The following is a 22,362-nucleotide window of genomic DNA, read 5'->3' as shown; positions in this document are numbered from 1 at the left end:
TGAAGCATGCCCGGAGGGGACCCGTGTCCCGCCCCGGTGCGGCTCCGGACCGCGGCCTCGGTCCGGCGTTCCGCCCCCACGGACTGCCTCGCGCCATTGTCGTACACGAGCCGTACTCTGGGGCCCATGCAGACCTCGGCGGACCGGCAGGACCGGCACCACTACCCCGCCCACTGGGAGGCGGACGTGGTGCTGCGCGACGGTGGCACCGCGCGCATCAGGCCCATCACCGTCGATGACGCCGACCGCCTGGTCAGCTTCTACGAGCAGGTCTCGGACGAGTCGAAGTACTACCGCTTCTTCGCGCCGTACCCGCGGCTCTCCGCCAAGGACGTCCACCGCTTCACGCACCACGACTTCGTGGACCGGGTGGGGCTCGCGGCCACCATCGGCGGCGAGTTCATCGCCACCGTACGCTACGACCGCATCGGCGCCGCCGGCCTGCCCGCCCCGGCGCCCGCCGACGAGGCCGAGGTCGCCTTCCTGGTGCAGGACGCCCACCAGGGCCGCGGGGTCGCCTCCGCCCTCCTGGAGCACATCGCGGCCGTCGCGCGCGAGCGCGGCATCCGCCGCTTCGCCGCCGAGGTGCTGCCCGCCAACACCAAGATGATCAAGGTGTTCACGGACGCCGGCTACACACAGCAGCGCAGCTTCGAGGACGGCGTCGTCCGCCTGGAGTTCGACCTCGAACCCACCGACCGCTCCGTGGCCGTGCAGCACGCCCGGGAACAGCGCGCCGAGGCCCGCTCGGTGCGCCGGCTGCTCGCGCCCGGCTCGGTCGCGGTCGTCGGCGTCGGCCGCGCCCCGGGCGGCGTGGGCCGCAGCCTGCTCGGCAACCTCCGCGCGGCCGGCTACCCGGGCCCGCTGCACGCCGTGAACAAGGCGTTCCCCGCGGACCTCAAGGAGATCGACGGCGTGCCCGCGTACCGCTCGGTGCGCGACATCGACGGGCATGTGGACCTCGCCGTCGTCGCCGTACCGGCCGAGCACGTGCCCGCCGCGGTCGCCGAGTGCGGCGAGAGCGGCGTCCAGGGACTGGTCGTGCTCTCCGCCGGGTACGCCGAGAGCGGACCCGAGGGCCGCGAACGGCAGCGGGCCCTGGTCCGGGCCGCGCGCGCGTACGGCATGCGCATCATCGGCCCGAACGCCTTCGGGATCATCAACACCGCCCCCGGCGTCCGGCTGAACGCCTCGCTCGCCCCCGAGCCGCCCCGGCCCGGCCGCATCGGGCTCTTCGCCCAGTCCGGCGCCATCGGCATCGCCCTGCTGTCCCGGCTGCACCGGCGCGGCGGCGGCGTGACCGGGGTCACGGGCGTCTCCACGTTCGTGTCCGCCGGCAACCGCGCCGACGTCTCCGGCAACGACGTCCTCCAGTACTGGTACGACGACCCGGACACCGACGTCGTCCTCATGTACCTGGAATCCATCGGCAACCCCCGCAAGTTCACCCGGCTCGCCCGGCGCACGGCCGCCGCCAAACCGCTCGTCGTCGTCCAGGGCACCGGCACCGCCCCGCCGGGCCACGCAGTGCGCGCCACCCGGCTGCCGCACGCGACGGTGTCCGCGCTGCTGCGGCAGGCCGGCGTCATCCGGGTCGACACCATCACCGAGCTGGTCGACGCGGGCCTGCTGCTCGCCAGGCAGCCGCTGCCGGCGGGGCCGCGCGTGGCCATCCTCGGCAACTCGGAGTCGCTGGGCGTGCTGACGTACGACCGGTGTCTGGCCGAAGGACTGCGGCCGGGGCGGCCGGTGGACCTGACCACCGGAGCGACACCGGAGGACTTCCACCGGGCGCTCGCCGCGGCGCTGGCCGACGACACGTGCGACTCCGTCGTGGTGACGGCGATACCCGCGATCGGCGAAGGGTCGCCGGGGGACGCGGAGCTGGCGGAGGCGCTGCGGTCGGCCGCGGCCGCGGTCCCGGGCAAGCCGGTGCTGGTGGTGCATGTGGAACTGGGCGGGCTGGCGGAAGCGCTGTCGGCCGCGACGAGCACGGCACCGGGGGCCGCCGACAAGGCGCCCGCCACCGGGAGCGGCACCCCGCCGTTCCGCCCCGCCGCCCGGCCGTCCACCGCGCTGCCCGATCGGCCCGCCGCACGGCCGACCACCGCGCTACCCGACCGGCCGGCCACCGGAGCGGGCACCGGAGCGGTACGGCCGCCCCACGGCTCCCCGCCCGAGGGCACCCACCTCATCCCGGCCTACCCCGCCGCCGAACGCGCCGTCCGGGCGCTCTCCGAAGCCGTGAAGTACGCGCAGTGGCGGCGGGAGGCGGCCGATCCCGGCCGGGTGCCGGAGTTCGACGACATCGACGAGAAGGGCGCCGCCCGGCTGATCGGCGAGCTGCTCGCGCGCGGACAGGGGCTCACCCTCTCGGCCGCGCAGACCGGCCGGCTGCTCGGCGCCTACGGCATCCCGGTGCGCCGCGCCCTGCCCGCGCCCACCCCGGACACCGCCGCCGAAGCCGCCCGCGCGCTCGGCTACCCGGTGGCCCTCAAGGCCACCGCCCCGCACCTCAGACACCGCGCCGACCTGGGCGGCGTCCGCCTGGACCTCGCCGACGAGGAGCAGCTGCTGCGGGCGTACGCCGAGCTGACCGAGCTGTTCGGGCAGCCCGAGGAGGTACGGCCGGTGGTGCAGGCGATGGCGCCCCGGGGCGTCGACACCGTCGTGCGCGCGGTGATCGATCCGGCCGCCGGTGCCGTGCTGTCCTTCGGCCTGGCCGGTGCGGCCTCCCAGCTCCTCGGCGACATGGCCCACCGGCTGATCCCGGTCACCGACCGGGAGGCGACCTCGCTGGTGCGCTCGATCCGCACGGCCCCGCTGCTGTTCGGCTGGCGCGGCTCCACGCCCGTCGACACCCCGGCCCTGGAGGAGCTGCTGCTGCGGGTGTCCCGGCTGGTCGACGACCACCCGGAGGTGGTCGCGGTCACCCTGGAGCCGGTCGTCGTCGCGCCGCACGGCGTGAGCGTCCTCGGCGCCTCGGTACGGCTCGCACCCCCGCCCGCCCGCGACGACCTCGGTCCACGCACGATGCCGGTCTACTGAACGGGGGAGCGGGACACGCGGCCATCACCGCCCGCCGCCTACGTCCCTCCGCCCAGGGAAACCCCGCGCCCGATGCGGCCACCGGCCGTGCCGCCCTGGCGGCCGGACACCGACCGCCAGGGCGGCACGGACCGTCGTAACGGAAGCCGGACCCCGGCCGTCCGGGCGGCACCGGCCACCGTGCCCGGAGGCGGGCACCGGCCGCCCAGGCGGACGGCGGCCACCGTGCCCGAATCCGGGTCCCGGCCGTCGTGATCCGAGTGGCGCCGATCACGGCGTGCCCGTCGATCGGGCGCCGGCCATCATGACGGCGGCCGGGCCCCGGCCAGCCGGGCGGCACCGGCCACCGTGCCCGAAGCCGAACACCGGCCGGGAGGTGGACGGCAGGCGACCGTGCCCGAATCCGGGCCCCGGCCGCCGATGCGGATGGCGGCCACCGGGCCTGGAGCCGGGCACCGGTCGTCGTGATCCGAGGGCGTCGAACACGGCGGGCCCGTCGCTGGGGCCCGGCCGCCATGACCGCGGCCGGGCCCCAGCCGTCCGAGCGGTACTGGCCACCGTGCCCGGCGCCGGGCGCCCGGCCGTCGTGATCCGACGGCGTGCCTGTCGATCGGGTCCCGGCCGGCCGGCCGGACGGTACCGGCCACCGTGTCCGGAGCCGGATACCGGCCGACCGAAGCTGGCCCCCAACCGTCGAGGCGACGGCGGCACGGCGGCTCGTGCCGGGTCAGCCGCCACCGGTCGGCCGCTGGCGGCCGGCCGGACAGTACCGGCCACCGTGCCCGGAGCCGGATACCGGCCGACCGAAGCTGGCCCCCCGGCCGTCGAGGCGACGGCGGCACGGGCGGCCCGTGCCGGGCCGGCCGCTGCCGGCCGGCCCGTGGCGCGTCCCGGCCCCCTGCGCGGCCCCCCGCGCCAAGGCGTACCCGCCGCCCCCGTCCGCGCGACTGGCCCGGAGCGCCCTTGCCCACGGATTAGGATGGACGTCATGGCCAAGACCAGTACGACGACCCAGGGGCTGCGCGCGGCGATCGAGCGCAGCGGCTACTACCCGGCCCTCGTGGCCGAGGCGGTGGAGGCCGCTGTGGGCGGCGAGCCCATCCGGTCGTACCTGGTCCACCAGGAGACGACGTTCGACCAGAACGAGGTCCGCCGGCACGTCACCGTGCTCGTCCTCACCGGCAACCGCTTCATCGTCAGCCACACCGACGAGCAGGCCGCCGACACCACGTCGCCGACGCCGTACGCCACCACCTCCACCGAGTCCGTGAAGCTGGACCGGGTCTCGTCGGTCGTGGTGAGCCGGGTGGTCGCGAACCCGGAGCAGTACACGCCGGGCACCCTGCCCCGCGAGGTCGTGCTGACCATCGGCTGGGGCGCGGTCAACCGCATCGACCTGGAGCCCGCCGCCTGCGGCGATCCCAACTGCGACGCCGACCACGGCTACACGGGCAGCTCCACGGCGGACGACCTGAGCCTGCGCGTCAGCGAGGCCGGGGACGGCCCGGAGACGGTGCGCCAGGCGCTCGCCTTCGCGCAGGCCATCTCCGAGGCGACCGCGGACCTCACCCGCTGATGTCCCAGCTCTCCGCCTGGGACCACCCGGAACCCCTCTCCCCGGCCACCGCGCCGCTGCCCGAGTACGGCACCGGCTCCCTGGCCGACCTGCTGCCCACGCTGGCCGCGGGCATGGGCGTACCCGGGCTGACCGCCACGATCGGGGAACTGACCCCGGCCGACCGGGTCTGCGTCTTCCTGGTCGACGGACTCGGCTGGGAGCAGCTCAGGGCCCACCCGGACGAGGCGCCCTTCCTGACCTCCCTGCTCGGCAGCTCCCGCGGCGGCACCGGCCGCCCGCTCACCGCCGGCTACCCGGCGACCACCGCCGCCTCCCTCGCCTCCGTCGGCACCGGCCTGCCGCCCGGCGCCCACGGCCTGCCCGGGTACGCCGTACGCAACCCGGCCACCGGCGAGCTGATGAACCAGCTCCGCTGGCAGCCGTACACCGAACCGCGCGCCTGGCAGCCGTACCCCACCGTCTTCCAGCTGGCCCACGCGGCCGGGGTGCACGCCGCCCAGGTCTCCTCGCCCACCTTCGAGCACACCCCGCTCACCAAGATCGCGCTCAGCGGCGGCCGCTTCCACGGGCGGCTCAGCGGCGAGGACCGCATGGACCTCGCGGCCGCCCAACTGGCCGCCGGCGACCGCGCGCTGGTGTACACGTACTACGCCGAGCTGGACGGCTCCGGACACCGCTACGGCGTCGCCTCCGACACCTGGCGCGGCCAGCTCATGCACGTCGACCGGCTCGCCCAGCGGCTGGCCGAACAACTGCCCCCGCGCAGCGCCCTCTACGTCACCGCCGATCACGGCATGGTGGACATCCCGTTCGACGAGCAGCACCGGATCGACTTCGACGAGGACTGGGAGCTGCGCGCCGGCGTGGCCCTGCTGGGCGGCGAGGGCCGGGCCCGGCACGTGTACGCGGTCCCGGGCGCCGCGAACGACGTACTGACCGTGTGGCGCGAGGTGCTCGGCGAGCAGTTCTGGGTGGCCTCCCGGGACGAGGCGATCGCGGCCGGCTGGTTCGGGCCGCCCGGCGCATGCGACGAGCGCGTCTACCCGCGGATCGGGGACGTGGTCGCCGCCGCCCACGACGACGTGCTGGTCATCGCCTCCGAGCGGGAGCCCAAGGAGTCGGCGCTGACCGGCAACCACGGCTCGATGACCCCGGCGGAGCAGCTCGTCCCGCTGCTCGAAGTACGCTCCTGACCCGTCCTCCTGCCCTCCCTTGCCGAAAGGTGCTCAACCCCTCATGCCCGAGCTGGTGTTCTTCTCCGGAACGATGGACTGCGGGAAGTCGACGCTGGCTCTGCAGATCGAGCACAACCGTTCCGCGCGCGGCCTGGCCGGCATGATCTTCACCCGGGACGACCGTGCGGGCGAGGGCAAGCTGTCCTCCCGGCTGGGCCTGGTCACCAACGCGGTGGAGGTGGCGGACGGCCAGGATCTGTACGCGTACCTCGTGGACCATCTCTCGCAGGGCGGCCGGGCCGACTATGTGATCGCCGACGAGGCGCAGTTCCTCGCGCCCGAACAGATCGATCAGCTCGCGCGCGTGGTGGACGATCTCGGTCTGGACGTGTTCGCGTTCGGCATCACCACCGACTTCCGCTCCAAGCTGTTCCCGGGCTCGCAGCGGCTGGTGGAGCTGGCCGACCGGATCGAGGTGCTCCAGGTGGAGGCGCTGTGCTGGTGCGGCGCCCGCGCCACGCACAACGCCCGCACGGTAGGCGGCGCGATGGTGGTCGAGGGCGCCCAGGTGGTCGTCGGGGACGTCAACCAGTCCGCGGGCGAGGTCGGCTACGAGGTGCTGTGCCGCCGCCACCACCGGCGCCGGATGACCGCCGCGTCGGCCCGCGCGGCGGCCCTGTCCCCGGACGTGCTGCCCGTCTCGTCCTCCTGACCCCGCCGGACCGGCCCGCGGGGCGCAGCCGCCCTCGCGGAGGCTCAGCGCGGGTCCTGGACCACCGAGAACTCGGCACCCTCCGGGTCCGCCACCGTCGCCACCCGCCCGTGCGGGCCGTCCTGGGCCGGCGCGAGGATCCGGCCGCCCAGCGCCACCACCTGCCGCAGCGTGTCGCCCAGATCGGCGACCTCGAAGTACGTCTGCCAGTGCGGCCCCCGCTCCCGGGGCAGATCCTGGCCCATGCCGTGCAGCCCGGCCACCGGACGGCCGTCCAGAAGCAGCGTCGTCCGGCCGGAACCGGTCGCCGGCTCCTCCTCGAAGGGGAACAGGCTCTTGTAGAACTTCGTGACGCTCTCCGTCTCGTAGGTCCGCAGTTCGTACCAGACGGGCGTGCCGGGCGTGCCGCCGAGCGCCGTGCCGGGGTGCCTGACGCCCTGCCAGATCCCGAACACCGCACCGGCGGGGTCGGAGGCGATCGCCATCCGGCCGGCCTCGGCGGCGTCCAGCGGGCCGACGGCCACCGTGCCGCCGCACAGCCGGATCGCGTCGGCGGTCCGGTCCACGTCGTCCGTGGCGAGGTACGGCGTCCAGGCGACCGGCAGCCGGCGGTCCGACGGCAGCCGGCCCATGCCCGCCACCTCGCGCCCGTCCAGCAGCGCCCGCACGTACGGCCCGAGCTGCTGCGGGCCCGGCCGGAACCGCCAGCCGAACAGCTCGCCGTAGAACTCCTCCGTGGCATCCAGCCCGTGCGCCATCAGGCTCACCCAGCAGGGTGCGCCGGGCACCCGCCGCGCGTGCGGACCGGCTGAATCCCGTGCTTCGGTCATCGATCACTCTCTCCCCGGCCCCTCGCGGTGGCCGTGTCGCTTCCGCTGCCCGGAAGGGGTGTCCAGAGCGCCGGCGCGCGCGCCCGTACCGGTGTGCGCGCACCCCCCCCGCGGAGCCGCGCGGCGTTACCGCGCCGCCCGGCCGTACCCGGAGAGGATGCCCGATCCGCCGTCTTTCACCGCTTCCTGACGATGGCCGACGGATGTCCGCCGGTTGTACGGCACGTGCTCGATCCGGTACGCGTAGTGATCGAGCGTGTCCGGCCGAGCAGAGTAGCCGTCCCTGGACGCCGCGGCCACCCCTGGCGTATGGATGGACGCCATGACAGCCATCATCACCGCATCCGAACTCGCACCCGAGCTGACCGGCGGCCACCCGCCCGTGCTGCTGGACGTGCGCTGGCAGCTCAGCCTGGCCAAGGCGGCGGGCGCGCCGGCCTTCGACGGCCGGGCGGAGTACGCGGCCGGGCACCTGCCCGGCGCCGTCTTCGTCGACCTGGACCGGGAACTGGCCGCCGCGCCGGGCGCACGGGGCCGCCATCCGCTGCCGGACCTCGCCGAGTTCGGCGCCGCGATGCGCCGCGCCGGCGTGTCGGCCACCCGCCCGGTCGTCGTGTACGACGGCGGACAGGGCTGGGCGGCCGCGCGCGCCTGGTGGCTGCTGCGCTGGACGGGTCACCCGGACGTGCGGGTGCTCGACGGCGGGTTGCCGTCCTGGACCGGCGAACTGTCCACCGAGGTACCCGTCCCGGCGGAAGGCGACTTCGTGCCGGCGCCGCGGGAGGCGGGGCTGCTGGACGCGGACGGGGCGGCGGCGCTGGCCCGCACGGGCGTACTGCTGGACGCCCGCGCGGGGGAGCGGTACCGCGGTGAGGCGGAGCCGGTCGACCGGGTCGGCGGGCACATCCCGGGCGCGGTGTCGGCGCCGACGACGGAGAACGTGGGTCCCGACGGCCGCTTCCTGCCCGCGGCGGAGCTGAAGGACCGCTTCAAGGCACTCGGGGTGTCCGGGGACACGGAGGTCGGCGTGTACTGCGGCTCGGGCGTCTCCGCCGCCCACGAGGTGCTCGCGCTGGCCGTGGCGGGCATCCCGGCGGCCCTGTACGTCGGTTCCTGGTCGGAGTGGTCCGCGGACCCGTCCCGGCCGGTGGCGACGGGCGCGGACCCGCGGTAACGCACCGGACCGGAAGGACGGGCGCGGGTGACGGGACAGCCGGAGGAGGGCACGCGCGCGTGCCCTCCTCCGGCTGCCGCGAGGGCCTACTCCTGCTTCTTGCGACGGGTACCGAACACGATCTCGTCCCAGCTCGGGACGGCGGCGCGGCGGCCGGGACGGACGCCGTCGGCCTCGGCCTGCCGGTCGGTCGCGCCGACCAGCCGGTCGCGGTGGCTGCCCACGGAGCGCGGCATGAGGACGTCCGCGTAGGCGGAGCCGGCCGAGGCGGCGGGCGCCGGCGGCTCCTCGGCGGCGGGCTCGTCGTCGGTCTCCTCCGCCGGTTCCGACGAGCGCTCCGGGACCACCAGGTCGCCCCGGAAGCTGGGCACGGCCTCCAGCAGGCTGGTCAGCGAGTCGCGCTCGCCCGCGCCCTCCTCGGCCGGTTCGGCGGACGCCGCGGGCAGGCCGGGCCGGTCCCGGTCCAGCCGTTCGAGCGCGCGGTCCATCGAACGCTCGCGCGGCAGCCGGGCGATGCGCGGGACGAACGGGAAGCTGGGCTCGGGCACCGCGAGGTCGTCGGACTCCCCGATCAGCGAGCGCGCCTCGTCGTCGACGGCCTGGACGAGCCGCCGGGGCGGGTCGTACGTCCAGCTCGCCGAGTGCGGTTCGCCCGCGACCCGGTAGACCAGCAGCACCTCCCAGGTGCCGTCGTCGCGGCGCCAGGAGTCCCACTGCACGGTGTCCTTCTCGGCGCCGCGCAGCAGCAGCCGCTCCTGCACGGCCTCGCCGAGCGGCGGCCCGGAGTTCTCGCCGGGGCGGCGGACCGGGGTCTTGCGGGCGCGCTCGGCCATGAAGGCGCGCTCGGCCAGCACGGGCCCCTCGAAGCGCCGCACCCGGTCGACGGGGATGCCGGCGAGCTGGGCGACCTCTTCCGCGGTGGCACCGGCACGTATCCGCGCCTGGATGTCACGCGGGCGCAGATGGCTCTCGACCTCGATCTCGATCTGGCCGAGGCGAGGCCGGTCGCCGCGCACGGCGGCGCGCAGCCGCTCGTCGATCGGAAGTGTGTACTCCGTGGAGTCGGCAGCCTTCAGCACCAGCCGTGTGCCGTCATTCGAGACGGCCACGACACGCAGTTCGGGCATGGGGACCTCCCGGGTGGTGCCTGCCGACGTCACGTGCGTCGCTGCTTCCGCTAGTCGAGTGTGGCCTGCCCGGGTGCAGCCTGCCACAACCTTGCCGAGTTGCCCGGCGTGTCGGGCGCGAGCCCGGAACCGCCGTTATGGCACGGTTACCTGTTGGCAACGCTGAGTGACCGACTTGGTCACCCTGTGCAACTAGCCCCCTCCCGGCGGTCCGGCAAGGTCGCGGGCACCCTGACGGGAGGCCGGACCCAGGGCTGGCAACAGTACTCCATTCGGGCCACGTGCGTGGATGGGCGCGCTGCTCAACTTGCGGCAAGGCGTGTGACTTGACCGTCCGCAACCGCTTTTGCCGATCATGAACGTGGCGAAGTTCACGCAATCGCCAGAAACGGAACTAATGGTTTCGTCCGTACGTCCCCTTCTCGTGCAGTCAGCCGGTCAATGTCGATCAAGTACGGGAAAGGCGGGCAAGTTCCGGGTATGCGTGAAACACCCGATACGGTGCGCAAGCGGATCGATCTGAGCGTCCCCCAGGTCGCGGCCAGCGCCCTGGCGGCGGTCGTGGCGGCCAAACTGGCTTCGTACTTCGGGGTGTACGGCACGATCCTGGGCGCCGGTGTCGTCAGTGCCGTCGCCACCTGCGGCGGCACGGTCTTCCAGCACTTCTTCAAGCGCACCGGGGAGCAGTTGCGGGAGAGGACCGCGGCGACGGTCCGGCCGCGGGACCAGGCACCCCCGCCGCCCTCGGGCGAGTTCACCGCGGGCACGGTCTACCGCGCGCGGGCGCGCGGCCTGCGCCGCCCGCTGATCGCCGCCGCCCTGGTCTTCGGGGTCACCATGACGGGCATCACGGTGTACGAGCTGGCGTCCGGCAACAGCTTCAGCGGCGGTACGGGCACGACGGTCGGCCACGCCGTCACCGGCCGGGACTCCTCCGGACCGAAGACCGGCGAGACCCCCGCTCCCGCCGGCACCCCGTCGCCGGAGCACACCCCGGCCCCCGGCGGCACGGCTTCCGGTGACTCCCCGACGCCCGGCGGCTCCCCGTCCGGACAGCCGGACGAGCAGCCGGACGGGGAACCGTCGTCCGGGACCCCGAGCGGCAGTCCGGCCACCCCGGTCACCCCCGTCCCCACGCCCAGTGCGCCCGGTACGTCCGTCCCGGCGCCTACGCTCCCAGAACCCTCCGCAAGTAGTCGTTCTGGAACAGGCGTTCCGGGTCCAGACGGTCCCGCAGCGCGGTGAACTCGCCGAAACGCGGGTACACCCGGGAGAAGTACTCCGCGTCGCGCGTGTGCACCTTGCCCCAGTGCGGCCGTCCCCCGTGCGCGGTGAAGACGCGCTCGGCGGCGGTGAAGTACGCCTGGTACGGCGTGCCGCGGAACATGTGCACGGCGATGTAGGCGCTGTCCCGGCCCGAGGCGGTGGACAGGGTGATGTCGTCGGCCGGGGCGGTGCGCACCTCGACCGGGAAGCTGATCCGCAGCCCTGAGCGCTCGATCACGGTCCGCAGCTCGCGCAGGGTCTCCACCAGCGCCGCGCGCGGGACGGCGTACTCCATCTCCACGAAGCGCACCCGGCGCGGCGAGGTGAACACCTTGTAGGGGATGTCGGTGTACGTCCGCGCGGACAGGGCCGTGCTGGAGGCCCGCGCGATGGCGGGGATCGCGGCCGGGACGGCGCGGCCGGCCCACTGGACCGCCTGGAACACCCCGTTGGAGAGGAACTCGTCCTCGAACCAGCCGGCCAGCCGGCCCACCGGCCGCTCGGGGCCGGCGCTGCGGTTGTTGCGCTTGGTGGTGGTGTTGCCGGTGTGCGGGAACCAGTAGAACTCGAAGTGCTCGTTCTCGGCCCACAGCCGGTCGAACTCGGCGAGGACCCGGTCGAGGGGCATCGGCTCCTCGCGCGCGGTGAGCAGGAAGAGGGGTTCCACGGCGAAGGTGAGCGCGGTGACGACGCCGAGCGCGCCGAGCCCGATCCGGGCCGCGGCGAAGACGTCGGGGTTCTCCCGCGCGGAGCAGGTGAGGACCGAACCGTCGGCTGTGACGAGTTCCAGGCCCTTGACCTGCGCGGCGATCGAGGCGGAGGTGCGGCCCGTGCCGTGCGTGCCGGTGCTGGTGGCCCCGGAGACGGTCTGCTCCATGATGTCGCCCATGTTGGTGAGCGACAGACCCTCGCGGGCGAGCGCGGCATTGAGTCTCTTGAGCGGGGTGCCCGCCTCCACCGTGACCGTCATGGATTCCCGGTCGATGCCGCGTATCCCGGTCAACAGTTGAGGGCGTATCAACACGCCGTCGGTGGCGGCTATCGAGGTGAAGGAGTGCCCGGTCCCGACCGCCTTCACCCTCAGGCCGTCCTCCCGTGCCCGGCGCACCGCCGCGGCCAGTTCCTCGACGGAGGCCGGCGCGACCTGCCGGGCGGGCCGGGCGGAGACGTTGCCGCCCCAGTTACGCCAGGTGCCGCTCTTCCCGTTCGCCGTGCTGCTCAACGGTGCCTCCCCGCCCCGCGGCCGGCCTGCGCAGCCGGCGGTACCCGAGGAAACCGACCACGACCGCGACGGCCCCGGACACCACCGGAACCCCGTACCCGGCCCGTGCCCCGGCCGCGTCGATCACCCAGCCGGCCGCGGAGGAGCCGAGCGCGACGCCGACCGCGAGGCCGGTGCTCACCCAGGTCATGCCCTCGGTGAGCCGTGCGCGAGGTACGTGCTCTTCGACGAGGGACATCGTGGTGATCATCGTCGGCGCGATGGACAGTCCCGCAACGAACAGCGCCACGGCCAGAAGCGGCAGGTTTCCGACCAGTAGGAGGGGGATCATACTCACGCCCATCGCCGCCACGCCCAGCAACCAGCGGCGCTCCGGGGAACCGCCGACGCGCAGCAGCCCGAAGACCACGCCGGCCACGCAGGAGCCGGCCGCGTACAGCGCCAGGACCAGGCTCGCGGCGCCCTGGTGGCCGCGCTCGTCGGCGAAGGCGACGGTGACCACGTCGACGGCGCCGAAGATCGCGCCGGTCGCCACGAAGGTGGCCACCAGCACCCGGAGCCCCACCGAGCGCAGGGCGCTGCCGCCGTCGTGCCGCTCGCCCGGGTCCACCACCGGCTCGGTGGCGCGCTGGGCGGTCAGCCAGAGGACGCCGGCCGCCAGGAAGCAGGCGGCCAGCAGCGGGCCCGCCTCCGGGAACCAGGCCGTGGACAGGCCGATGGAGATGATCGGCCCGAAGATGAAGCAGACCTCGTCCACCACCGACTCGAACGAGTAGGCGGTGTGCAGCTTCGGCGTGCCCCGGTACAGCACCGCCCAGCGGGCCCGGATCATCGCGCCCAGGCTCGGCACCGAGCCGGTCCCGGCGGCGCAGACGAACAGCACCCAGTCCGGCCACCGGAACCGGGCCGCGAGCAGCAGCCCGGTCGCCGCGGTCAGCGCCACCAGGGTCGCGGGGCGCAGCACCCGGCGCTGCCCGTGCCGGTCCACCAGCCGGGAGATCCGCGGCCCGATCGCGGCGGCGGACAGCGCGAGGGTGGCCGACAGGGCGCCCGCGAGGCCGTACCGCCCGGTGATCCGGGAGACCATCGTGACCACGCCGACGCCCATCATCGACAGCGGCATCCGGCCGAGGAAACCCGCGGCGGAGAAGGCCTTGGTGCCGGGCGCGGCGAACAGGGCTCTGTAGGGGCTGGGCACGGGATCTCCGGTAAGCGGCTCGGTAAGGCGCGAGTACAGCGGATACAGCTTACAAGTTAGGCAACCCTAATAGCTCCCGGGCGGCCCCGCCGTTTTCCCGCTGTCCGAGCCGGGTGGCAGGATCGAGACATGCCAGACGCGCTCGATGCCACCCCGTACGACGCCCTGCTCCTGCTCTCCTTCGGCGGCCCCGAAGGCCCGGACGACGTGGTCCCGTTCCTGGAGAACGTCACCCGCGGGCGCGGCATCCCCAAGGAACGCCTCAAGGAAGTCGGACAGCACTACTTCCTCTTCGGCGGGGTCAGCCCCATCAACGACCAGAACCGCGCCCTGCTGGAGGCCCTGCGCGAGGACTTCGCCGCCCACGGCCTGGACCTGCCGGTCTACTGGGGCAACCGGAACTGGGCGCCGTACCTGACGGACACCCTGCGGAAGATGGCCGCCGACGGCCACCGCCGCATCCTGGTCCTCGCCACCAGCGCCTACGCCTCCTACTCGGGCTGCCGGCAGTACCGGGAGAACCTGGCCGACGCGCTGGCCGCCCTGGAGGCCGAGGGCCTGGAGCCGCCGAGGACCGACAAGCTGCGGCACTACTTCAACCACCCCGGCTTCGTCGAGCCCATGATCGACGGTGTGCTCCGCTCCCTGGCGGACCTCCCCGAGGACGTCCGCGCGGGCGCCCACATCGCCTTCACCACCCACTCCATCCCGACCTCCGCCGCCGACACCTCCGGCCCCGCGGAGGCCCACGGCGACGGCGGCGCCTACGTCGCGCAGCACCTGGACGTGGCCCGGCTGATCGCCGACGCCGTCCGCGAGCGCACCGGCGTCGACCACCCCTGGCAGCTCGTCTACCAGTCCCGCTCCGGCGCCCCGCACATCCCGTGGCTGGAGCCCGACATCTGCGACCACCTCGAGGAGCGGCACGCGGCCGGCGTCCCGGCCGTGGTGATGGCCCCGATCGGCTTCGTCTCCGACCACATGGAGGTCCTGTACGACCTCGACACCGAGGCCAGGGCCAAGGCCGAGGAACTGGGCCTGCCGGTGCGCCGCTCGGCCACCGTGGGCGCCGACCCGCGGTTCGCCGCGGCCGTCCGCGAACTGATCCTGGAGCGGGCCGCCGCCGAGCGCGGCCAGCGGGTCACCCCGTGCGCCCTGGGCGCGCTCGGCCCGAGCCACGACGTGTGCCCGGTCGGCTGCTGCCCGGCCCGCACGCCCCGCCCCGCCGCCGCGGGCGCCGACAGCCCCTACGCGTGAGGAGACCCGTGACCGACGCCCTGCACCGGGACCTGCTGGCACTCGCCCGGGAGGCCGCCTCCCGCGCCGGCGAGCTGCTGCGCGACGGCCGCCCCGCCGACCTGGCCGTGGCCCGGACCAAGTCCAGCCCCATCGACGTCGTCACCGAGATGGACATCGCGGCCGAGAAACTGATCACCGGCCTGATCTCCGGCCGCCGCCCCGACGACGGCTTCCTCGGCGAGGAGGGGGCCTCGGCCGAGGGCACGAGCGGCGTCCGCTGGGTGATCGACCCGCTGGACGGCACCGTGAACTACCTGTACGGGCTGCCGACCTGGGCGGTGTCCATCGCGGCCGAACAGGACGGCGAGACCGTCGTCGGGGTCGTCGCGGCACCGATGCGCGGCGAGACGTACCACGCCGTGCGGGGCGGCGGCGCGTGGGCCACCGGCGCCTGGGAGGGCGAGCGGGCGCTCGCCTGCCGGCCCGCGCCCCCGCTGGACCAGGCGCTGGTCTCCACCGGTTTCAACTACGTCACCGAGGTCCGCGGCCATCAGGCCGGGGTGGCCGCCCGGCTGATCCCGCTGCTGCGGGACATCCGGCGCGGCGGCTCGGCCGCCGTCGACCTGTGCGACGTGGCCTGCGGCCGGCTCGACGGGTACTACGAGCGGGGCCTGCACGCGTGGGACTACGCGGCCGGCGACCTCATCGCCCGGGAGGCGGGCGCGCTGACCGGTGGACGGCCCGGTGAGCGGCCGTCGCGGGAGCTGGCGGTCGCGGGCACGCCGGGCGTCTTCGAGCCGCTCCAGCGGCTGCTGGAGGACTTCGGCGCCTGGCACGACTGACCCCGGTCGCGCCGGGGCACCCCCGGCCGCGCGCGAAGGGGCCCCGGCGCTGGATTCGCCGGGGCCCCTCCGCGTGCGCTGTCGATCAGACGTGTGACACGCCGACCTCCACACCGTGTTCGGCGGCGAGGCGGCGCAGGTCGTCCAGCTCCGCCTGCTCCACCTCGACGAGGAAGTCGTCGCCGTCGTCACGCGCCCGCGACAGATCGGACTCGGTCGTCTGTATGCGCTGCAGAAGTCCTGCGGTGAAAGCGTCCATGCTGCGCCCCCTCGTCCTGGGTCGTGGGTCGGGTGGCACGGGGGTGTGCCGTATGGAAGGGGCGATCACTTCTGTCGCGGGTGCCCAGCGCTGCCCGGCCGGGCGGCGACGGTGCCGGACACCCACGCCCGTTCTGCGAAGCCGATGCCGGGGTACCGCATGGTGCCGCGGCACATGCAGAGCGTGATCGCGGGGTGTACAGCCGTCCTCCCCCCGCTCCCCTTCGCGGAAACCTCAACTGGAGGAGAAATTCGCGTATTCCCCACCGCGGACCTTGATCCCTCCGGCCCCGACCCCGCCTTACAGCCGACTTATGGCCGAAAAGGGCAGGATGGGGGCCACACCCCAACGCAGCCCCCTGCCCGCACGCGCCCACGGCGCGCTACGCGGGTGGACACAGGAAGGACAAGCGACGTGCGCGTACTCGTCGTCGAGGACGAGCAGCTGCTCGCCGATGCGGTGGCCACCGGACTGCGCCGGGAGGCCATGGCCGTCGACGTCGTGTACGACGGTGCGGCCGCCCTGGAGCGCATCGGCGTCAACGACTACGACGTGGTCGTCCTCGACCGCGACCTCCCGCTCGTGCACGGCGACGACGTCTGCCGCAGGATCGTCGAGCTGGGCATGCCCACGCGCGTGCTGATGCTCACCGCCTCCGGCGACGTCAGCGACCGGGTCGAGGGCCTGGAGATCGGCGCCGACGACTATCTGCCCAAGCCGTTCGCCTTCAGCGAGCTGATCGCCCGCGTCCGCGCCCTCGGCCGGCGCACCAGCGTGCCGCTGCCGCCGGTCCTGGAGCGCGCCGGCATCAAGCTGGACCCCAACCGCCGCGAGGTCTTCCGCGACGGCAAGGAGGTCCAGCTCGCGCCCAAGGAGTTCGCGGTGCTGGAGGTGCTGATGCGCAGCGAGGGCGCCGTGGTCTCGGCGGAGCAGCTGCTGGAGAAGGCCTGGGACGAGAACACCGACCCGTTCACCAACGTGGTGCGCGTGACGGTGATGACGCTGCGCCGCAAGCTGGGCGAACCGCCCGTCATCGTCACCGTCCCCGGCTCCGGCTACCGGATCTGATCGCCGTGGCCGCGACGCCCGCGCCGCCCCAGGCGCCGCCGAAGCCCACCTGGGACCCCAGGAGGCCGCAGCCGCCCTTCCCGTGGCTGCGTCCGACCATCCGCATACGGCTGACGCTGCTGTACGGCGGCATGTTCCTGATCGCCGGCATCCTGCTGCTGTCGATCATCTACCTGCTCGCCGCGCAGGCGATCAGCACCGGCAACCAGCCGCTGTTCAAGATCGTGAGCGGTACGGCGATCCGGGTCACCAGCGACAACTGCCCGGCGATCACCGCGATCAACACCACCAGCCTGCCGCTGTCGGACTTCAACGACATGATCGCCCACTGCGTGGACCAGCAGCGCCAGACGGCCCTGGACAACCTGCTCAGCCGCTCCCTGCTGGCACTGCTGGGCCTCGCCGTGATCGCCTTCGCGTTCGGGTACGCGATGGCCGGCCGCGTGCTGTCCCCGCTCGGCCGGATCACCCGCACCGCCCGTCAGGTGGCCGGCTCGGACCTGTCCCGCCGGATCGAGCTGGACGGCCCGGACGACGAGCTGAAGGAGCTGGCGGACACCTTCGACGACATGCTGGAGCGGCTGCAGCGCGCCTTCACCGCCCAGCAGCGCTTCGTCGGGAACGCCTCGCACGAGCTGCGCACCCCGCTCGCGATCAACCGCACCCTCCTGGAGGTGCACCTGTCGGACCCGGACGCGCCGGTGGAGCTCCAGCAGCTCGGCAAGACGCTGCTCGCCACCAACGAGCGCAGCGAACAGCTGGTCGAGGGTCTGCTGCTGCTGGCCCGCAGCGACAACCAGATCGTCGAGCGCAAACCGGTCGACCTGGCCGAGGTCGCCACCCAGGCCATCGACCAGGTGCACGCCGAGGCGGAGGCCAAGGGCGTGACCGTCCGGGGCGAGCGCAGGTCGGCGGTGGTGCAGGGCAACGGCGTCCTGCTGGAGCGGATCGCGCTGAACCTCGTCCAGAACGCGGTGCGCTATAACGTGTCCGAGGAGGGCTGGGTCCAGGTGGACACCGAGGTCCGGCACGGACAGGCGGTGCTCACGGTCACCAACACCGGACCGGTGGTGCCGGCGTACGAGATCGACAACCTCTTCGAGCCCTTCCGGCGGCTGCGCACCGAGCGCACGGGCAGCGACAAGGGCGTGGGCCTCGGCCTCTCCATCGTGCGGTCGGTGGCCCGGGCGCACGGCGGGCACATCCAGGCCCGGCCCCGTGAGGGAGGCGGCCTGGAGATGCGGGTCACCCTGCCGATGTGAGCGGGCGCGGGACACACGCGAACCGTGTTCGCTCTACGCGGAATTTTCCAGCCGCCGAACGGACGTCTTCCTGTGTGATCGATCACATGAACAGATTTCCGGTCATGTACGCAGGGTGATCATGAGAGAAGGTGGAAAGCCGGGAAAGTCCGGGTTTTCAGGGCTCCTGATCACGGGAAGTACACGTGGAGGCGCCTTTGAGGTGCGGCATCAGAACCGTGTACGGTCCACACCGCCATCCAAGCCGATCACTCCTGAGGGGTCGGGTTGGGTGTCGATTGAGTAACAGACCTTGATGTGAGGCAAAATCTCCGCCTCAGGTCGGGCACAAGTCCGGCCTCTCACGCGTTACGTGCGCTGGAGACACCGCAGACACCCAGAGGGGGAGAGCGATATGGCAACCGATTACGACACTCCACGCAAGACCGACGACGACGTCGACTCGGACAGCCTTGAAGAGCTGAAGGCGCGGCGGAACGACAAGTCCACCTCGTCGGTGGACGTCGACGAGTTCGAGGCCGCCGAGGGTCTCGAACTGCCCGGAGCCGACCTCTCGAACGAGGAGCTGGCCGTCCGGGTGCTGCCCAAGCAGCAGGACGAGTTCACCTGCATGAGCTGCTTCCTGGTGCACCACCGCAGCCAGCTGGCCCGGGAGAAGAACGGCCAGCCGATCTGCCGCGACTGCGACTGAGGACGGGTCGGCCGTGACTGGCTCGACCCCTCCCCGGAAGCGCCGCTTCTCCCTGCGGAAAGCGGACCAAGGGCCGATCGGCGGCCCGCACGGCACGCGTGACGACGGGCGGGGCTCTCCCGGAGCGGGAGCCCGGCCCGGACCGGCGGCGGACCAGGACGGTCTGCCGGCGCCGGTGCACCACCCCGCGCCTCTCGCCCGTCGCCGGGCGAAGGTGGTCGGGGACAAGGCCCGGGAGATGGCCCGGGAAGGGGCCCGCAAGGGCGGCAGCCGCGCCCGTGCGGGCCTGTCGTACCTCGCGGACCGCCTCATCGAGATCGCCCCGCGTATCCCCGTACGCGACCTCGCGACCCTGCGCCGGCAGTTCCCCGGCCTAGGGCCCGAGGAGCTGGCCGACAAGCTGGTGGCGGGCGCGGCGGCCGGCACCTCGACGGTCGGAGCCGGCATCGGGGCGGCGGCGATGCTGCCGGTGCCCCCGGCCATGCCGACCGAACTGGCCGCGGAGATCACCGGCGTCGCCGCGATCGAACTGAAGCTGATCGCCGAACTGCACGAGGTCTACGGCGCACGCCCGCCGGGCGGCCGCAAGGCCCGCAGCGCCGCGTATCTGTCCTCCTGGTCGGGGGAGCGCGGCATCGACGTGTTGAAACCGTCGACGTACGACACCGCCCTCGGCGGCCGGATGAAGCGCGGACTGCGCCAGCAGATCATGAAGCGGATGGTCCGCGACCTGCCCCACCTGATGCCGTTCATGGTCGGCGCCGCGGTCGGCGCGGTCGTGAACCGCCGGGACACCAAGAAGCTGGCGGCCCGCGTCCGGGCCGACCTGCGCAAGACCCAGGTGCCGTGGGAGGAACTGCGCGAGCTGCCGCCGCTGGAGGAGCCGGCGGATCCGCTGGACCTGCCCGAGCCGCCCGGGACCGGTAGCGAGGGCTAGGCGTTCGCCGTCCGCGCCGCGTCGATCGCCGCGGCCAGCTTCTCCGGCTCCCGCGTCGACAGGTACAGGTACGGCGTCGGGTCCGCGGGGTCCGTGACCTCCACGCGCAGCGCCGTCGGGATGTAGGCGCGCAGCAGCAGGAACGCACGGGTGTCGGCCTTGTACGTCCGCCAGGCGCGGGCCTCCTCGGCGTCCAGGACCTCGGCCGCGCCCAGCGCCGCCACCGGGATCTTCGCCTCGCCCGCGATCAGCGAGTCCCCCACCACCCGGATGCGCGGGGAGCCGTACGCGCTCGCCACCACCGCCGCGGCCGCCGTACCGCCGACCAGACCGCCGAGCAGCGGCAGGGTGCCGAACGGCAGCAGGATCAGGGCACAGGAGACGCCCACCAGGAGGCTGATCACCCACCACGAGCGGGGAGCCGTGAGACGTTCTTCGTAGGGGGTGGCGGAGAGCTGCATGGAACCTAGCTTGGCACGGGATCCGCAGCGCACCGATGCCGGGGAGCCGGCGCCGGGCGGTGTCGTGAAGGGCCGTGGCGGGTGACGGGAAGGGGCCGGGGTCGGCGCGGAGCGGTGTCGAACAGGGCAGTGGCGTGTGGGGGGAGGCCGGGTAAGGTCTGCGCCTGTGAGTGGTAGTTCCGCAGCTCTTCAGCCTCCCGCCGACGCGGCGGAGCCGGTACGGCACCCCGACGCGCCCGCGCCCGGGGAACTCCTCGGCGCCCATTACGCCCACTGTTTCGGCTGCGGCCCCGGACAGTCCCACGGACTGCACCTGGCGGCCCGGGCCGGCGAGGGCGTCTCGCTGACCGCCGAGTTCACCGTGCGCCCCGCCCATCAGGGCGCCCCCGGCCTCGCGCACGGCGGCGTGCTCGCCACGGCCCTGGACGAGGCCCTGGGCGCGCTGAACTGGCTGCTGCGGACCATCGCCGTGACGGGACGGCTGGAGACCGACTTCGTACGGCCCGTGCCCGTCGGCACCACGCTGTACCTGGAGGCCCGGGTCACCGCCGTCGCCGGCCGCAAGATCTACTCCACCGCCACCGGGCGCATCGGCGGCCCCGGCGGACCGGTCGCCGTCCGCGCCGACGCCCTCTTCGTCGAGGTGAAGGTGGACCACTTCATCGACCACGGCCGCGGCGAGGAGATCCAGGCCGCCATGAACGACCCGGACCAGCTGCGTCGCGCCCGAGCCTTCGAGGTGAACCCGTGAGCCGAGGCCCTCTCGACGTACAGATCCGGCGGGTCGACCCCGACGTCCCGCTGCCGGCGTACGAGCACCCGGGCGACGCCGGCGCCGACCTGCGCACCACCGAGCCGTGCGAGCTGGCGCCGGGCGAGCGGGCCGTTCTGCCCACGGGTGTGTCGATCGCCCTCCCGGAGGGGTACGCGGCGTTCGTGCATCCGCGTTCCGGCCTCGCCGCCCGCTGCGGCGTCGCCCTCGTGAATGCCCCCGGGACGGTTGACGCCGGGTACCGTGGGGAGATCAAGGTGATCGTGGTGAATCTCGACCCGCGCGCGAGCGTGCGGTTCGAGCGCTTCGACCGGATTGCCCAACTGGTCGTCCAGCAAGTCGAGAGGGTCCGCTTCCGGGAGGTCGCGGAACTTCCCGGCTCGGCGCGGGCCGAAGGGGGCTTCGGGTCCACCGGTGGCCATGCCGCGGTGGGCGGCGAGAGCGGCACAAGCGGTCAGGCCGCCGAGGGCGGTCCGACGGGTGGGAATCGATACGCTTCGGTCGTATCCGACCGGGAAGGACAGTGACGTGTTCGGACGTCGCAAGAAGAAGGGTGCCGCCGAGGACGCGGCCGGCGAGGCCGAGCAGGTCGTCGACAGCGTCGACACCGAGGCGGACGAGACGGAGGAGGCCGAGCGCGAGCGCGTCCGGCTGGAGCCCGGGCCGCGGCCGGACGGGCCGTGGGACAGCAGCGAGGTCCGCGACCCGGCCGAGGGCCGCGTCGACCTCGGTGGTCTGTTCGTGCCGGGCGTCGACGGCATGGAACTGCGCGTGGAGGTCGCCGGGGACGCGATCGTCGCCGCGACGGTCGTGCTGCGCGACAGCGCCATCCAGCTCCAGGCGTTCGCCGCGCCCAAGCGCGAGGGCATCTGGGGTGAGGTACGCGAGGAGATCGCGTCCGGCATCACCCAGCAGGGTGGCATCATCGACGAGGTCGAAGGCCCGCTCGGCTGGGAGCTGCGCGCCCAGGTGCCGGTGCAGCTGCCGGACGGCACCGGCGGCTTCCAGGTGGTCCGTTTCGTCGGCGTGGACGGCCCGCGCTGGTTCCTGCGCGGAGTGATCTCCGGCCAGGGCGCGGTGCAGCCGCAGGCCGCCGGCCTGCTGGAGCAGATCTTCCGCGAGACGGTCGTGGTGCGCGGCGAGGGCCCGATGGCCCCGCGCGACCCGATCGTCCTCAAGCTGCCGAACGACGCGCAGATGGTCCCCGAGGGCGTCCAGCAGGAGGAGGGCTCGCGCTTCTCCGGCGGCATGGGACAGCTCCAGCGGGGACCGGAGATCACGGAAGTCCGCTAGACGCTCCGCGGGTTCAGCGGAAGGTACGGGCCGCGCCCCGAGGGGTGCGGCCCGTTTTTCGCGGGGTGCGCCGCCTGCGGTGCCCGCTTCCCGCGGTGCCCGCTGCCGGCGGTGCCCGCATCCCGCCGGGCGGGGGCCCGCCGTCGCGTGGCCGCGCGGTTCCCCGCACCCTTCCGGGGCGCTGCCCCGACCGGTGATACGGGCGCC

At 73.8% G+C, this 22,362-nt stretch carries 22 protein-coding genes; 15 read left to right on the top strand and 7 right to left on the bottom strand.

Going from position 1 to position 22,362, the window contains the following annotated elements; translation table 11 throughout:
* The first annotated feature begins 126 nt into the window (after window positions 1–126).
* From ACH4OA_RS18370 to ACH4OA_RS18355, 4 genes are all read left to right on the top strand, one after another.
* On the top strand, window positions 127–3,048 hold the full coding sequence (locus ACH4OA_RS18370; RefSeq protein ID WP_397946248.1) for a GNAT family N-acetyltransferase: 2,922 nt from the start codon (window positions 127–129) through the stop codon (window positions 3,046–3,048).
* A 979-nt stretch (window positions 3,049–4,027) separates the two neighbouring features.
* Window positions 4,028–4,624, top strand: coding sequence for a DUF5998 family protein (locus ACH4OA_RS18365; RefSeq protein WP_365883706.1), 597 nt, complete (start codon window positions 4,028–4,030; stop codon window positions 4,622–4,624).
* Window positions 4,624–5,820: an alkaline phosphatase family protein gene (locus tag ACH4OA_RS18360; RefSeq protein ID WP_397946249.1), complete on the top strand. Its 1,197-nt coding sequence runs from the start codon at window positions 4,624–4,626 to the stop codon at window positions 5,818–5,820. The genes ACH4OA_RS18365 and ACH4OA_RS18360 overlap by 1 nt, the downstream gene beginning before the upstream one ends.
* A 43-nt stretch (window positions 5,821–5,863) precedes the next feature.
* The gene (locus ACH4OA_RS18355; RefSeq protein WP_365883704.1) at window positions 5,864–6,514 is read left to right on the top strand and encodes a thymidine kinase; all 651 of its coding nucleotides are present in this window, start codon (window positions 5,864–5,866) and stop codon (window positions 6,512–6,514) included.
* A 44-nt stretch (window positions 6,515–6,558) separates the two neighbouring features.
* Here ACH4OA_RS18355 and ACH4OA_RS18350 read toward each other — a convergent pair whose 3' ends face one another.
* Window positions 6,559–7,344 (bottom strand): VOC family protein, encoded by a 786-nt coding sequence (locus ACH4OA_RS18350; RefSeq protein WP_397969779.1) that lies wholly within the window; start codon window positions 7,342–7,344, stop codon window positions 6,559–6,561.
* A gap of 126 nt (window positions 7,345–7,470) precedes the next feature.
* Window positions 7,471–7,668 carry a hypothetical protein gene (locus ACH4OA_RS18345; RefSeq protein ID WP_365883702.1) on the bottom strand — a complete coding sequence of 66 codons (198 nt, stop codon included), beginning with the start codon at window positions 7,666–7,668 and terminating at the stop codon, window positions 7,471–7,473.
* Here ACH4OA_RS18345 and ACH4OA_RS18340 point away from each other — a divergent pair.
* Window positions 7,667–8,518 carry a sulfurtransferase gene (locus tag ACH4OA_RS18340; RefSeq protein ID WP_397969777.1) on the top strand — a complete coding sequence of 284 codons (852 nt, stop codon included), beginning with the start codon at window positions 7,667–7,669 and terminating at the stop codon, window positions 8,516–8,518. The genes ACH4OA_RS18345 and ACH4OA_RS18340 overlap by 2 nt on opposite strands.
* 86 nt (window positions 8,519–8,604) lie before the next feature.
* On the opposite strand, the gene sepH is transcribed toward ACH4OA_RS18340, so the two are convergent.
* Entirely contained in the window at window positions 8,605–9,645 is a 1,041-nt protein-coding gene (sepH, locus tag ACH4OA_RS18335; RefSeq protein WP_365871424.1) for a septation protein SepH, read from the bottom strand.
* A gap of 480 nt (window positions 9,646–10,125) precedes the next feature.
* Between sepH and ACH4OA_RS18330 the strand changes: the two genes are divergently transcribed.
* Entirely contained in the window at window positions 10,126–10,890 is a 765-nt protein-coding gene (locus ACH4OA_RS18330) for a hypothetical protein (RefSeq protein ID WP_397938960.1), read from the top strand.
* On the opposite strand, the gene ACH4OA_RS18325 is transcribed toward ACH4OA_RS18330, so the two are convergent.
* Together ACH4OA_RS18325 and ACH4OA_RS18320 are read right to left on the bottom strand one after the other, a co-directional pair.
* On the bottom strand, window positions 10,814–12,133 hold the full coding sequence (locus ACH4OA_RS18325) for a D-arabinono-1,4-lactone oxidase (RefSeq protein WP_397969775.1): 1,320 nt from the start codon (window positions 12,131–12,133) through the stop codon (window positions 10,814–10,816). The two genes, ACH4OA_RS18330 and ACH4OA_RS18325, sit on opposite strands and share 77 nt — an antisense overlap.
* Entirely contained in the window at window positions 12,093–13,331 is a 1,239-nt protein-coding gene (locus ACH4OA_RS18320; protein ID WP_397969773.1) for an MFS transporter, read from the bottom strand. Before ACH4OA_RS18320 ends, ACH4OA_RS18325 begins: the two co-directional genes overlap by 41 nt.
* 129 nt (window positions 13,332–13,460) lie before the next feature.
* Here ACH4OA_RS18320 and ACH4OA_RS18315 point away from each other — a divergent pair, with 129 nt between their 5' ends.
* The gene (locus ACH4OA_RS18315) at window positions 13,461–14,588 is read left to right on the top strand and encodes a ferrochelatase (protein ID WP_365871416.1); all 1,128 of its coding nucleotides are present in this window, start codon (window positions 13,461–13,463) and stop codon (window positions 14,586–14,588) included.
* 8 nt (window positions 14,589–14,596) lie between these two features.
* Entirely contained in the window at window positions 14,597–15,412 is an 816-nt protein-coding gene (locus tag ACH4OA_RS18310) for an inositol monophosphatase family protein (protein ID WP_397938967.1), read from the top strand.
* A gap of 85 nt (window positions 15,413–15,497) precedes the next feature.
* On the opposite strand, the gene ACH4OA_RS18305 is transcribed toward ACH4OA_RS18310, so the two are convergent.
* The gene (locus tag ACH4OA_RS18305; protein ID WP_365871412.1) at window positions 15,498–15,671 is read right to left on the bottom strand and encodes a hypothetical protein; all 174 of its coding nucleotides are present in this window, start codon (window positions 15,669–15,671) and stop codon (window positions 15,498–15,500) included.
* A gap of 414 nt (window positions 15,672–16,085) precedes the next feature.
* Here ACH4OA_RS18305 and ACH4OA_RS18300 point away from each other — a divergent pair, with 414 nt between their 5' ends.
* The 4 genes from ACH4OA_RS18300 to ACH4OA_RS18285 all read left to right on the top strand — a co-directional run bounded on the left by ACH4OA_RS18300 (window position 16,086) and on the right by ACH4OA_RS18285 (window position 19,629).
* Window positions 16,086–16,739: a response regulator transcription factor gene (locus tag ACH4OA_RS18300; protein WP_007387794.1), complete on the top strand. Its 654-nt coding sequence runs from the start codon at window positions 16,086–16,088 to the stop codon at window positions 16,737–16,739.
* 5 nt (window positions 16,740–16,744) lie between these two features.
* Window positions 16,745–18,001 carry a sensor histidine kinase gene (locus tag ACH4OA_RS18295; RefSeq protein WP_397969771.1) on the top strand — a complete coding sequence of 419 codons (1,257 nt, stop codon included), beginning with the start codon at window positions 16,745–16,747 and terminating at the stop codon, window positions 17,999–18,001.
* Between the two features lie 394 nt (window positions 18,002–18,395).
* Window positions 18,396–18,692 (top strand): DUF4193 domain-containing protein, encoded by a 297-nt coding sequence (locus ACH4OA_RS18290; protein WP_003997302.1) that lies wholly within the window; start codon window positions 18,396–18,398, stop codon window positions 18,690–18,692.
* 13 nt (window positions 18,693–18,705) lie between these two features.
* Window positions 18,706–19,629: a hypothetical protein gene (locus tag ACH4OA_RS18285; protein ID WP_397946252.1), complete on the top strand. Its 924-nt coding sequence runs from the start codon at window positions 18,706–18,708 to the stop codon at window positions 19,627–19,629.
* Here the strand turns inward: ACH4OA_RS18285 and ACH4OA_RS18280 are convergent.
* Window positions 19,626–20,090 (bottom strand): DUF3093 domain-containing protein, encoded by a 465-nt coding sequence (locus tag ACH4OA_RS18280; protein ID WP_365871406.1) that lies wholly within the window; start codon window positions 20,088–20,090, stop codon window positions 19,626–19,628. The two genes, ACH4OA_RS18285 and ACH4OA_RS18280, sit on opposite strands and share 4 nt — an antisense overlap.
* A 166-nt stretch (window positions 20,091–20,256) precedes the next feature.
* On the opposite strand from ACH4OA_RS18280, the gene ACH4OA_RS18275 reads away from it, so the two are divergent.
* The 3 genes from ACH4OA_RS18275 to ACH4OA_RS18265 are packed head-to-tail and all read left to right on the top strand — an operon-like array spanning window position 20,257 to window position 22,155.
* Complete coding sequence (locus ACH4OA_RS18275) at window positions 20,257–20,841, top strand: PaaI family thioesterase (RefSeq protein WP_397938974.1); 585 nt, start codon at window positions 20,257–20,259, stop codon at window positions 20,839–20,841.
* Window positions 20,838–21,389 (top strand): dUTP diphosphatase, encoded by a 552-nt coding sequence (gene dut / locus ACH4OA_RS18270; RefSeq protein ID WP_365871402.1) that lies wholly within the window; start codon window positions 20,838–20,840, stop codon window positions 21,387–21,389. The genes ACH4OA_RS18275 and dut overlap by 4 nt, the downstream gene beginning before the upstream one ends.
* A 1-nt stretch (window position 21,390) precedes the next feature.
* Window positions 21,391–22,155 (top strand): DUF3710 domain-containing protein, encoded by a 765-nt coding sequence (locus ACH4OA_RS18265; RefSeq protein WP_365871400.1) that lies wholly within the window; start codon window positions 21,391–21,393, stop codon window positions 22,153–22,155.
* Window positions 22,156–22,362: the final 207 nt, after the last annotated feature.

The sequence above is a fragment of the Streptomyces sp. NPDC017095 genome (assembly GCF_044332325.1).
Lineage (GTDB): Bacteria > Actinomycetota > Actinomycetes > Streptomycetales > Streptomycetaceae > Streptomyces.
Note: the sequence above shows the minus strand (reverse complement) of the source record. Positions and strands in the feature narration are given on the sequence as shown.

Coding starts and splice junctions, on each gene's coding strand:
- ACH4OA_RS18305 (WP_365871412.1), bottom strand. CDS start 15,671: ATGGACGCTTTCACCGCAGGACTTCTGCAGCGCATACAGACGACCGAG.
- ACH4OA_RS18345 (WP_365883702.1), bottom strand. CDS start 7,668: ATGGCGTCCATCCATACGCCAGGGGTGGCCGCGGCGTCCAGGGACGGC.
- ACH4OA_RS18290 (WP_003997302.1), top strand. CDS start 18,396: ATGGCAACCGATTACGACACTCCACGCAAGACCGACGACGACGTCGAC.
- ACH4OA_RS18280 (WP_365871406.1), bottom strand. CDS start 20,090: ATGCAGCTCTCCGCCACCCCCTACGAAGAACGTCTCACGGCTCCCCGC.
- ACH4OA_RS18360 (WP_397946249.1), top strand. CDS start 4,624: ATGTCCCAGCTCTCCGCCTGGGACCACCCGGAACCCCTCTCCCCGGCC.
- ACH4OA_RS18330 (WP_397938960.1), top strand. CDS start 10,126: ATGCGTGAAACACCCGATACGGTGCGCAAGCGGATCGATCTGAGCGTC.
- ACH4OA_RS18370 (WP_397946248.1), top strand. CDS start 127: ATGCAGACCTCGGCGGACCGGCAGGACCGGCACCACTACCCCGCCCAC.
- ACH4OA_RS18355 (WP_365883704.1), top strand. CDS start 5,864: ATGCCCGAGCTGGTGTTCTTCTCCGGAACGATGGACTGCGGGAAGTCG.
- ACH4OA_RS18340 (WP_397969777.1), top strand. CDS start 7,667: ATGACAGCCATCATCACCGCATCCGAACTCGCACCCGAGCTGACCGGC.
- ACH4OA_RS18315 (WP_365871416.1), top strand. CDS start 13,461: ATGCCAGACGCGCTCGATGCCACCCCGTACGACGCCCTGCTCCTGCTC.
- ACH4OA_RS18350 (WP_397969779.1), bottom strand. CDS start 7,344: ATGACCGAAGCACGGGATTCAGCCGGTCCGCACGCGCGGCGGGTGCCC.
- sepH (WP_365871424.1), bottom strand. CDS start 9,645: ATGCCCGAACTGCGTGTCGTGGCCGTCTCGAATGACGGCACACGGCTG.
- ACH4OA_RS18365 (WP_365883706.1), top strand. CDS start 4,028: ATGGACGTCATGGCCAAGACCAGTACGACGACCCAGGGGCTGCGCGCG.